The organism is Agrobacterium sp. CG674 (assembly GCF_053521645.1).
This window is the reverse complement of sequence record NZ_JBNWDZ010000001.1, coordinates 658443-672371: the sequence shown is the minus strand read 5'-3', so window position 1 is coordinate 672371 and position 13929 is coordinate 658443. Positions and strand designations below refer to the sequence as shown.

The window sequence follows — 13929 nt, the reverse complement described above, 5'->3', positions numbered from 1 at the left end:
GTAAAAATGGATTGGTGGCGGATCAAGGCTGCGATGCTGGCTTTTGTGGCAGCGCATCGCTTGCGGTGCCATTGACGAAGGCCATATCCTGCGTTGTCAGCTCGATTTCGCGCAATTCCTTATTGACCAGAAAATGCTCTGTTTCCTCAACGGTCACGGCCAGATCAAGCGTGGTATCGTAGCGTGCCTTGAAGGCCTGAATAATCTCATCCACAATGACTTCTGGTGCAGATGCGCCCGCAGATAGCCCAACCGTTTCGACAGGGCCGATCTCATCCCAATCAATTTCAGCAGCGCGCTGAACCAGAACCGAACGTTTGGCACCGGCGCGAAGGGCGACTTCGACAAGGCGCTTAGAATTGGACGAGTTTGGCGCGCCGACCACGATGAAAAGATCGCAACCGGGGGCCGCCTGCTTCACTGCATCCTGCCGGTTGGTGGTGGCATAACAGATACTGTCTGCTGCCGGGGCCTGCATGGCCGGAAAACGTTCTTGCAGCTTGGCAATCACGCCAGCCGTATCGTCAACCGATAGCGTGGTCTGCGTGACGAAGCCCAGGTTCTGCGAGTCTTCAGGTTCGTAGCGTGCGGCATCCTCGATGGTCTCGACCAGAGACACGGTGCCTTCAGGCAGCTGTCCCATGGTGCCGATGACTTCGGGATGACCGGCATGGCCGATCAGGATGACATGGCGACCAAGGCGCTGGTGGCGCATGGCCTGCTTGTGGACCTTGGAAACCAAAGGACATGTCGCATCCAGATAAAACAGGTTTCTGGCCTGCGCGTCCGCCGGCACGGATTTTGGAACGCCATGGGCGGAAAAGACCACCGGCTGCTGGCGATGTTCGGCAGGAATCTCGTGCAGTTCCTCGACGAAAATTGCGCCCTTGGCCTCAAGCCCTTCGACGACATAACGATTATGGACGATTTCATGGCGGACATAAACCGGCGCGCCATAGGCCTTCAATGCCAGTACAACGATCTGAATGGCGCGATCAACGCCCGCGCAAAAGCCGCGTGGGCCGCAGAGCCTGATCGTCAGAGGCGGTTTGGAAACGGCGATATTCATTCCTTCTCCTTAAGCCTCCCGCTTGTTCATCAACCCGATTTTCTCAAGCCCCGGACATAGGCAAAACCGACAACAATGACAAGGGCGAGCGCCAATCCGTACCATGTAATCACATATTGAAGGTGATTATTTGGCAGATCGATCAGCGTTACGCCGCCCTTTGGCCAGCCACCGGGATTGGGCGCGGCATTGGCATCCACAAAGAATGGCAGGACTTGCGCCGGCTCTAGGCCCGAACGGCTCGTCATCGCCGTCAGGTCTTTCCAGTAATAGATATTCTTGGCCAGATCATTATCCGGCAGCAGGCTGGAGGGCTTTGAGCCCAGCCGCGCTCGCGCAAGTCCTTCAATACTGACGTTGCCGGCAACCTCGCCCTCCTTGCGCGTCGCATGCTCCTTCATATCATAGGGCACAAAGCCGCGATTGACGAAGATGGTGCGATCATCAGCGAGCTTCAACGGCGTATAGATGTAATAGCCCGTCTGGCCCTGGAAGGTTGCGAAGAAATGTTGTTCCCTGGTGTGGTCGAACGTGCCGGACAGTTGCACTGTTCGGTATTCTATATCACCGCCGGATGTTGCTAGTTTTTCGATGTCGGCCAACGGCACGGGTGGCGCCTGGGTGCGCTGCTGAATATCCGCAAGCAGCCCTTCCTTCCAATACATGCGCTTGACCTGCCATGTGCCCAGCGCCAGCAAAAGGACGAGCGCCAGAAGCACCAGCGGCGCTGCAAACCACATGCGACGATGGTTGGCTTGAAGAAGGTTTTTGTCACTCACTGTCAATCTGGCCTTCACTGGCTTTATAGCGATATTGCAATGCGATCATTACGCCTTTCATCTTCTTCAAAAGAACAAGGGACAGAATGATGGCCGTGGGTATCCAGATCAAGGCATGGAGCCAGACCGGCGGCGCAAAGCTGGCATCGAACCAAAGCGCTAGACCGATGATCAGGAAACCGACAATCAGCATGACAAGGACGGCAGGCCCCTCACCCGCATCGGCAAAAGCATAATCAAGGCCGCAGGCGCTGCATTTCGGTTTCAGCTTCAGAAAGCCAGCGAAAAGCCCGCCCATGCCGCAACGCGGGCAGCAGCTCTGCAGGCCAGCCTTCACCGGGTCGACCGATGGGTATTGCGGCTCATCGTCTTGGGTCATCATATCCTCCTCGACATGATTGTCCGGCTCACACAAAAACAAAGGGCGGCACGCGCCGCCCTTTGATCAACCTCCTATGTCATCTCAGTGGGCGAGCGGTGCGCCCCAGCCACCCCAGACATAGATGGCGAAAAACAGGAACAGCCAGACCACGTCAACAAAGTGCCAGTACCAGGCAGCCGCCTCGAAGCCGAAATGCTGCTTGGCCGTGAAGCCACCAGCAATGGCGCGAATGAGGCACACCATCAGGAAGACCGTGCCGATGAAGACGTGGAAGCCATGGAAGCCTGTCGACATGAAGAACGTCGCGCCATAGATCGAGTTTTTGAAGTCGAACGGTGCTTCCATGTACTCATAGACCTGCACGAAGGAGAAGAAGGCTCCCAGTGCAACTGTCAGTGCCAGTCCGCTGATGAGGCCCTTGCGATCATTGTGCAGCAGCGCGTGGTGCGCCCAGGTTACGCACGTGCCCGACAGAAGTAGAATGACGGTGTTGTAGAGGGGCAGATGCCATGGATCGAGCACCTCGATGCCCTTGGGTGGCCACTGCCCACCAGTGTACTCGACACGAGCAGCCTGAATGGCCTCGTGCGGGTAAAGGCTGGCGTCGAAATAGGCCCAGAACCATGCCACGAAGAACATGACTTCAGACGCAATGAACATGATCATGCCATAGCGCAGGTGCAGCGAGACGACGCGGGTATGGTGGCCCTCATTGCCTTCCTTCACCGTGTCGGCCCACCAGGCGTACATGGTGTAAAGCACGATAGCGAGGCCGATATAGAACAGCCAGGGGTTGGCCCATTCCATTCCGAACATCTTCATGGAGCCGCCAGAAAGATAGCGCATGTAACAGACGCCACCAAAGGTCAGCACAAAAGCGCCGATCGAGGCCAGAAGCGGCCATGGGCTGGGGTCTATGATATGGTAGTCGTGGTTCTTCTGATGTGTGTCTGCCATGTGATCGATCCCCGCAGGCTCTTCCCTAGTCTCACTCGATTAAGAAGCCTTCTGAACGAAGGCTACCCATGCAGCACGACCGAAAACGGTCGCGCCTCCCTCTCTCAAAGTTTCGCCTCATCACGTTCAGCCTTTACCGGCAATGACGCAACTGGTTTTTCCGTCTTGGACGGATAGAATGTATAAGACAACGTCAAAGTATGGACGTTTCTCGTTTCCCGAGCGCTGACGATCTCAGGGTCTATGAAGAATACCACTGGCATCTCCAACGTTTCACCGGGCTGAAGTGTTGTCTCGGTGAAACAGAAGCACTGCACCTTGTTGAAATAGGCTCCGGCTTCCATCGGCGTGACGTTGAACACCGCTGACCCGGTGGTTGCGACAGCCGAACGGTTGGTTGCCCTGAACATGACCTGCACAGTCTCGCCAATCTTTGGCTCAACCATCTTGTCGACAGGGTGAAAATCCCAATTCAAGCCATTCGACGTATTGGAGTCGAACGTCACCTTCATCTTCTTGTCGAGGATGACATCCGAATATTGCTCGACGCGCTGGGTGGTGCCGTTATAGCCGGTGACCTGACAGAAAAGGCGGTAAAGCGGCACCGATGCATAGGCCATGCCGACCATGCAGCAGACGAAAATCAGGCACAGAACAAGGATCGAGCCGTTGCTTGTCTTCGCTGCACTTTTGTCACTCACTGCCATGTTGCCTCCCCTCCTGCCGCTCGGCGGTCAAAAATCGCCGATTTTTATGATGGTTATGATGTAGAAGAGAACCACGAGAGCGGCCAGAACAATTCCGAGCGCGATGTTGCGTCCGCGTCTCGACTTTTTCTGCGCGTCATTCAGTTTGATCGTTTCCATCAGGCGGCCCCTCCCACCAACGTCAGAAACGATGGCGCCAGATGATCGGCTAGAAGGCCGGAGAAAATCGCGAACAGATAGAACACCGAATAGGCGAACATCTTCTTGGCTTGAACCATGCGCTCATCGCCATCAGGCATACGCCGGACCAAAATGGAACACCATATGAAGACCGCGCTGAGGACAGCCGCGAATATACCGTATCCCGTGCCTGCAAGCCCGGTGAAATAGGGCGCAACTGCCGCAACCGCCGTCAGAAGCGAATAGGCGATCATCTGGTTTTTGGTCGAACGTTCACCCGCCACATTCGGCATCATGGGGATACCGACGGAGCCATAATCCCGCATCTTGAAGAGAGCCAGTGCCCAGAAATGCGCAGGCGTCCATAGGAAGATGATCATGAACAGGATCGTGCTGTCGAGAGAAACGCCACCTGTGACGCAGGCCCAACCAATCATCGGGGGAAATGCTCCCGATGCGCCGCCGATAACAATGTTCTGCGGTGTCGAGCGCTTCAGCCACATCGTATATACGACAGCATAAAAGAAGATCGTGAATGCCAGAAGTCCAGCAGCAAACCAGTTGACGGCAAGACCGAGGATGGCCACGGAAAAGACCGACAGGATCATACCGAAAGCCAGCGCTTCACGCGGCTCAATCCGGCCCGATGGAATAGGTCGCTTGGCGGTGCGCGTCATCACGGCATCGATATCGGCGTCATACCACATATTCAATGCGCCGGACGCGCCAGCACCCACTGCGATACAGAGAATGGCGATAACGGCCAGCACCGGATTGATGCTGCCTGGTGCGAGCACGAGGCCAGCGAAACCGGTGAACACCACCAGCGACATAACGCGGGGCTTCAGCAGTTCGAAGAAATCACGCGCACCCGCTTCAGACAGCCTGAGGCCATCCATATCCAGCGTATCGCTGTTGTCGATAACGGTCATATTTCCTGCTTTCATAGGAAACGCCGCGCAGAACGGCGGCGCTCCTTGATGTCTTTCGTCCAAGTGTGAAGCTGACATTTATCACGTTCAGCTCAACGACACCCTTGGACAAAATGCCTCAGCGGATACGGGGAAGCTGTTCCCACTGGTGATATGGCGGCGGAGAAGACAGCTGCCATTCCAGTGTCGTTGCACCTTCACCCCAAGGATTGTCACCCGCGACGCGCTTCTTTGCAAAGGCTTCCCAAACACCGGCGAGGAAGATCAATACCGCGACGGCCGAGATGTAAGAGCCGTAGGACGATACAGCGTTCCAACCGGCATAGGCGTCAGGATAATCGATGTAACGACGCGGCATGCCAGCAAGACCAAGGAAGTGCTGCGGGAAGAAGATGAGGTTCACACCGACGAACATGACCCAGAAGTGCAGGTTGCCGATCCTCTCGCTGTACATGTAGCCCGTGATCTTCGGGAACCAGTAGTACCAGCCCGCAAAGATTGCGAAGACGGCACCCAGGGACAGAACGTAGTGGAAGTGCGCAACCACATAATAAGTGTCATGCAGCGAACGGTCGAGACCTGCATTGGCAAGCTGAACGCCGGTCACACCACCCACGGTGAAGAGGAAGATGAAGCCGATTGCCCAGATCATCGGCGTGGAGAAGGTCAGAGACCCGCCCCACATCGTGGCGATCCAGGAGAAGATCTTGATCCCTGTCGGAACCGCGATGACCATGGTTGCGAAGACGAAGTAGCGCTGCGCTTCCAGCGAAAGGCCGACCGTGTACATGTGGTGCGCCCACACGATGAAGCCGACTGCGCCGATGGCGACCATGGCGTAGGCCATGCCGAGATAACCGAAGATCGGCTTCTTGGAGAATGTCGACACGATGTGGCTGATGATGCCGAAACCGGGCAGGATCAGAATGTAAACTTCAGGGTGACCGAAGAACCAGAACAGGTGCTGGTAAAGGATTGGATCACCGCCGCCTTCTGGTGAGAAGAATGTCGTGCCGAAGTTACGGTCGGTCAGCAGCATGGTGATGCCGCCTGCCAGAACTGGCAAGGACAAGAGCAGAAGGAAAGCCGTGACCAGAACGGACCAGGCAAACAGCGGCATCTTGTGCAGGGTCATGCCCGGCGCACGCATGTTGAGGATGGTGGTGATGAAATTGATCGCGCCCAAAATGGACGATGCACCGGCAACGTGAAGTGCAAAGATCGCCAGATCCACCGCAGGCCCCGGCATACCGCTTGTCGAAAGCGGCGGATACATGGTCCAACCGCCACCCACACCATAAGCACCCGCTGGTCCCTCAACGAAGAGCGAAAGCAGGAGAAGGATGAAGGCAGGAACGATCAGCCAGAAGGAAATGTTGTTCAGACGCGGGAACGCCATGTCAGGTGCACCGATCATGATCGGGACCATCCAGTTGGCAAAACCGCCGATCATAGCAGGCATGACCATGAAGAAGATCATAATGAGCGCATGCGCGGTGGTGAACACATTGTACATGTGCTTGCCGCCATCAATGGCAGCGTCGCCTTCGAAACCGTAAACCATGGTTGCGAGACCATGGAAAATCTGAATGCCCGGCTCCTGCAATTCCATGCGCATGACAACGGAAAGTCCACCACCGAGAATACCGGCAATGATTGCAAAGATCAGGTAAAGTGTACCGATATCCTTGTGGTTGGTCGATAGAAACCAACGCTGAAAGAAAGTCGGCGTGTGCGCGTGGTGCGCATGGTCGTCATGATGAACGTCATGGACGTGAGATTGGTGATTGTCGTGTGCGGATGGTCCAGCCATTATGCTCACTCCCTACGTTTACTTGGTTTCGTTTTCGGCAAGCTGAACGGTGCGCGATGCACCATCCACCGACGCCATGAGCGCCCGGTTCGCACCACCAAGATCTGAGGCGGCAGCGGCATACCAGGTTGCGTATTGCTCGTCGGAAACCACTCGTATGGCGATTGGCATGTAAGCGTGATCCTTGCCGCAAAGCTCGGAGCACTGGCCGTAATACAGGCCTTCTTTTTCAGGCTTGAACCACGTTTCGTTCAGGCGACCCGGCACGGCATCGATCTTGACGCCGAAAGCGGGCATTGCGAAGGCGTGAATAACGTCTGTTGGCGCAGCGGTGACGAGCAGGCGAACTGTTTTACCAACAGGAACAACCATTTCATTATCGACAGCCAAAAGGCGTGGATAGCGAGCCACATCAACCTTGCCAGCAGTCGCACGGTCGGCTTCCTTCAGCATATAGCTGTCGAAAGCCAGGGGCTCGGCACCTTCGGCGGCCGTGTACTCATAATTCCACTGCCACTGGGTCGCCGTCGCCTTCAGCGTGATATCCGGATTTTCCGGCTGGGTCAGCTGGGCGTTCAGCAGGTTGAACGATGGGAACGCCAGGAACATCAGGATGAGGACCGGAGCGAGCGTCCAGACAATCTCAATCGCCGTGTTATGGCTGGTCTTGGAAGGGACCGGATTTGCGGATGCGCGGAATTTGACCGCGACGATAATCAACAATGCAAGCACAAACAGCGTGACAGGAACAATGAACCAAAGCGTATATTGTTCGAACCAGCGAATTTCATGCATGATGGGCGTTGCCGCCTCCTGCAAACCCATCTGCCACTCTTTCGGCTGATCGGCGCTTGCGCCGCCAGCCGTGAGCAGACAGATACCGCCCACCAAGCTTGCGTAAATTCTGTTAGTCACGGTACCTCTCCCTCACGCGTTTGATCATGATCAATCTCAAACGCAGAATCCATGCATATAGAGTAGACTTCAAATCATAGTTTGCCTGTCGCCGCAATATCGCCTTGGTTTGCAACCGAACCATTTTTAGCTCTATCCTGCTTCATCTTACCAGCGAAGCGCCGCAGCCACCACTTGCGACGGCTGGTTTGCGATAAAGACTGCGATCAATGCGCCGCAAAGTCCTATTTTGGCCGTACTCGCTTGGAATTGAGGGTGGCGGCTCTTTTCTTTCCGCTGCGGGACGTCAAAATAGCCACACTGATTCGAATTCCTGAGGTATCCATGCGTCTGTCTCCGATTGCGCGCGGTTTTATTATCGCCGCCGGTCTTTCCCTTATCGTTCCGGCTGCGGGTTTTGCCCAGCAACAGCAGCCCGGCACGCCCAAATCGACGCATGGTGCGTGGTCCGTCATCTGTGACAAGCCCGCGGGCGCATCTGAAGAGCAATGCGCTCTGATGCAGAACGTCATCGCGGATGACCGTCCGGAGGTTGGCCTTTCTGTTGTCATCCTGAAAACGGCGGATCGCAAATCCCGCATTCTACGCATTCTGGCCCCGCTCGGCGTACTGCTGAAGGACGGGATGGAACTCTATATCGACAACAACAATATCGGCCGTGCCTATTTCACCCGCTGCTTTTCCGAAGGGTGCTACGTGGAAGTGGATATTGACGACGAATTGCTGAAAGTACTCCGCGCCGGCAAGAACGCGGTGTTTGCCTTGCGCGAATCCGTCGATCAGGATCGCGTGGGCATTCCCATCGAGTTGCGCGGCTTTGCCGAAGGCTACGACACGCTTCCTTGATCAATCTTGCGCGCCGGGGCTCCAGCACTTAAATGCGTTCAAGCATCGAGTTCGTGGTAAAGCGCAATCCGATGTTCAGGAACAGCCAGGACCGGAGCCCGCGATGACACAAGACCTTTTGACCCTTTTCGATTGCGATGAAGGGCAGTTGCGCGCCAAGGTCGCCGATGCGCTTTCTGGTGCTGATGATGGCGAATTGTTCGTTGAACACGCGCAGGCAGAATCGCTCACCTTTGATAATGGTCGTCTAAAGGGCGGCAGCTTCAATACCGATCAGGGCTTTGGTCTGCGGGCTGTTGCGGGTGAAACGGTGGGTTATGCCCATGCGGGCGAGCTTTCCCTTGCCGCACTTGGGCGCGCATCCGACGCCGTTGGCGCGGTCACGAAGGGCTATTCCGGTTCCTATGCGGCCGCACCGCAGCGCACCAACAAGAAACTTTATGGCGACGAAAATCCGATCGGCGCACCGAGCTTTGAGGAGAAGGTCAAGCTTCTAACTGAGATCGATGCCTATCTGCGCGATAAAGACCCGAAGGTTCGCCAAGTCACGGCAAGCGTTGCCGCCAGCTGGCAGATGGTCGATATTCTGCGCGCCGATGGACATCGGGTCAGTGATATCAGACCCATGACGCGCATCAATATATCTGTCGTGGCGGGTGAAGGCGACCGGCAGGAGAGCGGTTCTTACGGTATCGGCGGTCGCGTCGGTTTCGGCGACTTCATCACCACAGAAAACTGGCAGCGCGGTGCTGATGAAGCTTTGAGACAGGCGCTCGTCAACCTGACCGCCATTGATGCACCGGCTGGCACGATGGACGTTGTGCTCGGCGCTGGCTGGCCGGGCGTCATGCTGCACGAAGCTGTTGGCCACGGACTGGAAGGTGATTTCAACCGCAAGAAGACGTCGGCCTTTGCCGGACTGTTGGGAGAAATGGTGGCAGCCCCCGGCGTGACCGTGGTGGATGACGGCACCATCGACAATCGTCGCGGCTCGATCACGATTGACGATGAAGGCACCCCTTCGGCCTATAATGTGCTGATCGAAAATGGCAGGCTTGTCGGCTACATGCAGGACCGTCAGAACGCCCGGCTTATGGGGCAGAAGGCCACCGGAAACGGCCGTCGGCAGGGCTATGCCCATGTGCCAATGCCGCGCATGACCAACACCTATATGCTGGGTGGCGACAAGACACCGGAAGAAATCATCGCCTCGGTCAAGAAGGGTATCTATGCAGTTTCCTTCGGCGGCGGCCAGGTTGATATCACCTCAGGCAAGTTCGTCTTCGGCTGCACGGAAGCCTATCTCATCGAAAACGGCAAGATCGGCGCGCCGGTCAAGGGTGCCATGCTCATCGGCAACGGGCCGGACGCGATGAAACGCGTTTCGATGATCGGCAATGACATGAAACTCGATACCGGCGTCGGAAATTGCGGGAAAGCCGGTCAGTGGGTTCCAGTCGGTGTCGGCCAGCCTCATCTGCGGATGGACCAGATTACCGTTGGTGGAACCAAGACTTAAATGCGGAAAGAGAAGCCCGACTTCAGGATGCTGATGCCGGGCTCAGGTCTTCTGCACTGCAACAATTCTGCTCGTCTGACGTTATCATAGCTTATTGGAAAGACATCCAGCGCAATTCATTTTCAAAAGGTGATACCCAGCCCAATGACATTTACTGCAAATGCTCTCGTGCCCGAACTTGCCGTCAGTGACTGGCCAAAGTCTCGCTCTTTCTACTGCGATCTCATTGGTTTTCATGTGGTTTATGAGCGGCCAGAGGAAGGTTTCACCTATCTTGCATTGGGCGATGCGCAACTGATGATCGACCAGCTGGGTGCGGGACGGACGTTTGAAGATGGAAAGGTGCCGATCAATTATCCATTTGGGCGCGGCATGAACCTGCAAATCGTTGTGCCATCGCTGGAAGCCATTCTTGACCGCCTTGAGCGTGCCGGTATCGAGCTTTACCTGCCGCTTGAAGAGAAGTGGTATCGCCGCGGCGAAACGGAACTCGGCAACCGGCAATTCATCGTGGCCGATCCTGACGGATATCTTGTCCGTCCGTTCGAAAGCCTGGGCGAGCGCCCATTCCGATTCGGTTGAGGCTGTGGTGAAATTATTGCGCAGGCCTAAGGCCGTCATCTTCGATATGGACGGCGTTCTGATTGAGAGCGAAAAACACTACCGGGATTCGTTTCTGGCCGCCTCGGATGAGGGTGGACATGGAATGGCGGTGGAGGTCTATCAAAAGGTCTGCGGTAGTCCATGGGATGTCATCACGGCAACCATCCGTGCCGACTATGGGCAGGACTTCCCAATGGAAGAATTCCGTGATGCGTGGCTGCGGCATCTGGCCGTGCAGATGGCCGACGGGGTGGCGCTGAAGACTGGCGTCCTCGAAATTCTCGATCTGCTGGATGAGCTAGGATTGCCCCGTGCCATTGCGACCTCGTCCGGTCACGAATCCGTCAACCGCCACCTCGGCCCCTTTGATATCATGAAGCGGTTCGACCATATTCTGGCACGTGGCGATTATGCCGAGCCGAAACCATCTCCCCTGCCCTATCTCACGGCCGCGACGCGTCTGAATTTTGCGCCGGAAGATTGTCTGTCGCTGGAGGATTCCTACCACGGCATCCAGTCCGCCTGGAGTGCGGGAACGCAAACCGTGATGGTGCCAGATGTCGCGCCCGCAACGGATGCGATGCGCGAGAAATGCGTTGCGATCTGCGACAGCCTTCTGGATGTCGCAGAGATGTTGAGAGCCGCTTCACGCTAGCGTCAGGGATACATCCGCACCTTCGCCCAGTCGCCCTCTGCCGTTTCCCGGCGGAACTCGACGCGGTCATGCAGGCGGAACTTGCCGTCCTGCCAGAACTCGATGGTCAGCGGCTGGATGCGGAAACCGGACCAGTGTGGCGGCCGGGGAATATCGCCGATCGCATATTTCGCGGTATAGGCGGCAACCGCCTTTTCCAGCGCGAAACGGCTTTCCAGTGGGCGCGACTGTTTCGATGCCCATGCACCAATGCGGCTGCCGCGAGCACGTGTTGCGTAATACTCGTCCGCTTCCTGATCGCTGACAACCTCCACCAGTCCGCGCACGCGGACCTGACGGCGCAGGCTCTTCCAGTGGAAACACATGGCGCCCTTGGGCTGGCCGAGCAGTTCGGTGCCCTTGCGACTCTCGAAATTCGTGTAAAATACAAAACCGCGCTCGTCTGCATGTTTCAAGAGAACCATACGGACGCTGGGCATGCCGTCTTCGTCAACCGAGGCGAGCGCGACCGCGTTCGGATCATTGATTTCAGACTCCGTTGCGTCTTTTAGCCAATTAGCAAAAAGTGCAAAAGGTTCATTTTCCTCAGTAAAGTCACTGGATGTTAACCGACTTTCCGACATATTGAATTAAATGCTCCTGAGCTGATTTTCACACCAGAGATGGATTCTGGATTAACGATGGTGATCGTCATAGCAAAGTCGAACAGTCGAACAAAGCGCTTCCTGAGCTCTGTCGTCAATGTTTCCGCGACCTTGGGGATGCTGGGCATGTTGGCCGGTTGCGTCAGCCTCGATATTTTTGGCGGCGAGAAGGTCGATAAATCCTTGTCGACGGCTTCCGTTCCCAACCAGCAAAACACGCAAACTCTTTCCGATGACGCAACGATCCGCAATGCTGTTACCTCGGCAGACCTTGCCAAGATTTCAGATGCACCATTGCCTTGGGCCAATGCGGCAACCGGCAGTGCGGGCGTGGTAACGGCCATTCGCGAAGACAGAAACACCGGCTTCGTGTGCCGCGAGTTTGACACGACCCGCCACTCCTTCGAGGGTGTGGCCAGTTACAGCGGCCAGGCTTGTCTCTCGGAGACTGGCGAGTGGCTGATGACCCGCTTCAGCCAGAAATAAAGCATTTACCCTGTCTGCCATAAGGCCATGTGCATCAGCGCATGGCTTCGTAGCGTAAAGGTCTGGTTAGCAACTTCTTGCGACAGTCAAATCCAATTTCAAGCTGAACGATGCAACGCAAAGAATGCCTGCACGTTCAAGATGGGTGGTTTTCGTGTTGCAGGCTTTTCATGACGAAAGAATACGGCCTGAACCGACATATTTAATTGGTGGTTCGGATGCGTGATCCCTACTCTATCCTCGGTGTTCAGAGAGATGCTGGCTCAGACGAGATAAAGGCTGCCTGGCGTTCTCAGGCAAAAGCCGTGCATCCGGATCAAAACCAGACCGACCCGGACGCGACAGCGCGTTTTGCGGAAATCGGTCAAGCCTATGATCTGCTGAAAGATCCGAAAAAGCGTGGCCTTTACGATCAGGCCAGACGCGCCGCCGAGACCAAAAAACGCGACCAGACCATTATGCAACAGCGCGCTGCCGCCCGTGAAGCTGCCGAGCGTGCCAAGGCTGCCGAGAAGCTCATGGAAGAGCTTGATAAGGCGCAGGCGCGTGCCCAGACCGAGCGCAATCCGGAAAGTGCTAAACAGGATTCCGCAAAGCCTGAATCAGCCGAGGACATGCTCGAGCGTATTTTCGGCGAAAATGCCAAAGCCCATGCGGCAGCAGCAAAGCCGGAAGCCGACGATCCCAATATGACCAGCGAAGAAAATGCTGCTGCACGCAAGGAAAAAAGCGAAGCGCTCGCGGCACAGGTCGGTAGCTTCTTCAGTGGCCTGTTGCGTCGCATCCGGGGAACGGCCCCTGCTGCCGAAAAAGCTCCTGATATCACCGCAGAAGCAATCGTTACCGTGTCTGATCTCCTTGAACAGAAATGGGTCACAATTGGCATGCCCGAGGACCGGGAGGTTCGCTTCCAGCTGGAGCCGGGCATGACCGACGGCCATGTCGTTCGGTTGAAGGGACAGGGGCTGAAACTGCCGGACACCGTCCGAGGCGATCTTGTGGTCACGCTTCTTTCGTCCCGCAATGACACATTCTCCATCCGCAATTTCGATATTCACACGACCTTTTCCATCTCGCTTGCCGATGCGGTTCTGGGTTGCGAGGCGACCGTTCAATCGCCCCACGGCGAATTGAAAGCGACCGTTCCACCATGGTCCGGCTCCGACCGGGCGGTTCGCATCGAGGGCAAAGGCCTGAAGTATGCGTCCGGTGGTTGCGGCGATTTTGTCGTTGAATTGCGCGTTGTGCTTCTGGATACGCCAGACGCGAAGGTCATGGACCTGATGCGGCATATGCGCGAAGGGCTCTATATCTAGGAGCCGACCTACCCTTTCGTGTGTAACCGCTGCTCTTGCGTTGAAGCATCCCGTTGAAAGAGGTGAACAACGCGCCCTTTGTTACGTTCGGTTACACGAGATGATCCCGCCCTGCTTGAACCTGCG

16 protein-coding genes are annotated in these 13929 nt (G+C 56.1%); 6 read left to right on the top strand and 10 right to left on the bottom strand.

Translation table 11 applies throughout. The annotated features are described in order from the left end of the window. Window positions 1–22: 22 nt before the first annotated feature. The 9 genes from ispH to coxB all read right to left on the bottom strand — a co-directional run bounded on the left by ispH (window position 23) and on the right by coxB (window position 7734). Complete coding sequence (gene ispH, locus ACQZ51_RS03215) at window positions 23–1069, bottom strand: 4-hydroxy-3-methylbut-2-enyl diphosphate reductase (protein WP_448775132.1); 1047 nt, start codon at window positions 1067–1069, stop codon at window positions 23–25. 29 nt (window positions 1070–1098) lie between these two features. Next, a complete protein-coding gene (locus ACQZ51_RS03210; protein ID WP_448775753.1) occupies window positions 1099–1809 on the bottom strand; it encodes an SURF1 family protein in 711 nt (236 codons plus the stop codon). Between the two features lie 31 nt (window positions 1810–1840). Beyond that, window positions 1841–2227, bottom strand: a complete 387-nt coding sequence (locus tag ACQZ51_RS03205) for a DUF983 domain-containing protein (protein ID WP_448775130.1) — start codon at window positions 2225–2227, stop codon at window positions 1841–1843. Between the two features lie 84 nt (window positions 2228–2311). Then, the gene (locus tag ACQZ51_RS03200) at window positions 2312–3187 is read right to left on the bottom strand and encodes a cytochrome c oxidase subunit 3 (RefSeq protein WP_243256527.1); all 876 of its coding nucleotides are present in this window, start codon (window positions 3185–3187) and stop codon (window positions 2312–2314) included. Between the two features lie 104 nt (window positions 3188–3291). Continuing rightward, entirely contained in the window at window positions 3292–3894 is a 603-nt protein-coding gene (locus ACQZ51_RS03195) for a cytochrome c oxidase assembly protein (protein WP_448775128.1), read from the bottom strand. Between the two features lie 27 nt (window positions 3895–3921). After that, entirely contained in the window at window positions 3922–4053 is a 132-nt protein-coding gene (locus ACQZ51_RS03190) for a hypothetical protein (RefSeq protein ID WP_448775126.1), read from the bottom strand. After that, window positions 4053–5006, bottom strand: coding sequence for a heme o synthase (locus ACQZ51_RS03185; RefSeq protein ID WP_448775752.1), 954 nt, complete (start codon window positions 5004–5006; stop codon window positions 4053–4055). Before ACQZ51_RS03185 ends, ACQZ51_RS03190 begins: the two co-directional genes overlap by 1 nt. Window positions 5007–5124: 118 nt before the next feature. Continuing rightward, window positions 5125–6819, bottom strand: a complete 1695-nt coding sequence (gene ctaD / locus ACQZ51_RS03180; protein WP_448775125.1) for a cytochrome c oxidase subunit I — start codon at window positions 6817–6819, stop codon at window positions 5125–5127. Between the two features lie 18 nt (window positions 6820–6837). Further along, entirely contained in the window at window positions 6838–7734 is an 897-nt protein-coding gene (gene coxB / locus ACQZ51_RS03175) for a cytochrome c oxidase subunit II (protein WP_448775124.1), read from the bottom strand. A 324-nt stretch (window positions 7735–8058) separates the two neighbouring features. Here coxB and ACQZ51_RS03170 point away from each other — a divergent pair, with 324 nt between their 5' ends. The 4 genes from ACQZ51_RS03170 (at window position 8059) to ACQZ51_RS03155 (ending at window position 11357) form a co-directional block, all read left to right on the top strand. Then, complete coding sequence (locus ACQZ51_RS03170; protein ID WP_042618169.1) at window positions 8059–8580, top strand: invasion associated locus B family protein; 522 nt, start codon at window positions 8059–8061, stop codon at window positions 8578–8580. A gap of 103 nt (window positions 8581–8683) precedes the next feature. Next, window positions 8684–10099 (top strand): metalloprotease TldD, encoded by a 1416-nt coding sequence (gene tldD, locus ACQZ51_RS03165; RefSeq protein WP_448775122.1) that lies wholly within the window; start codon window positions 8684–8686, stop codon window positions 10097–10099. A 144-nt stretch (window positions 10100–10243) separates the two neighbouring features. Beyond that, window positions 10244–10681 carry a bleomycin resistance protein gene (locus ACQZ51_RS03160; protein ID WP_042618167.1) on the top strand — a complete coding sequence of 146 codons (438 nt, stop codon included), beginning with the start codon at window positions 10244–10246 and terminating at the stop codon, window positions 10679–10681. Between the two features lie 16 nt (window positions 10682–10697). Further along, window positions 10698–11357 carry an HAD family hydrolase gene (locus tag ACQZ51_RS03155; RefSeq protein ID WP_448775121.1) on the top strand — a complete coding sequence of 220 codons (660 nt, stop codon included), beginning with the start codon at window positions 10698–10700 and terminating at the stop codon, window positions 11355–11357. Window positions 11358–11359: 2 nt separating this feature from the next. Here the strand turns inward: ACQZ51_RS03155 and pdxH are convergent, their stop codons facing one another. Continuing rightward, window positions 11360–11980, bottom strand: a complete 621-nt coding sequence (gene pdxH, locus ACQZ51_RS03150) for a pyridoxamine 5'-phosphate oxidase (protein WP_448775119.1) — start codon at window positions 11978–11980, stop codon at window positions 11360–11362. Between the two features lie 57 nt (window positions 11981–12037). On the opposite strand from pdxH, the gene ACQZ51_RS03145 reads away from it, so the two are divergent. Continuing rightward, window positions 12038–12487 carry an RT0821/Lpp0805 family surface protein gene (locus ACQZ51_RS03145; protein WP_042618429.1) on the top strand — a complete coding sequence of 150 codons (450 nt, stop codon included), beginning with the start codon at window positions 12038–12040 and terminating at the stop codon, window positions 12485–12487. 218 nt (window positions 12488–12705) lie between these two features. Further along, window positions 12706–13803: a DnaJ C-terminal domain-containing protein gene (locus ACQZ51_RS03140; RefSeq protein ID WP_448775118.1), complete on the top strand. Its 1098-nt coding sequence runs from the start codon at window positions 12706–12708 to the stop codon at window positions 13801–13803. Window positions 13804–13929 lie beyond the last annotated feature (126 nt).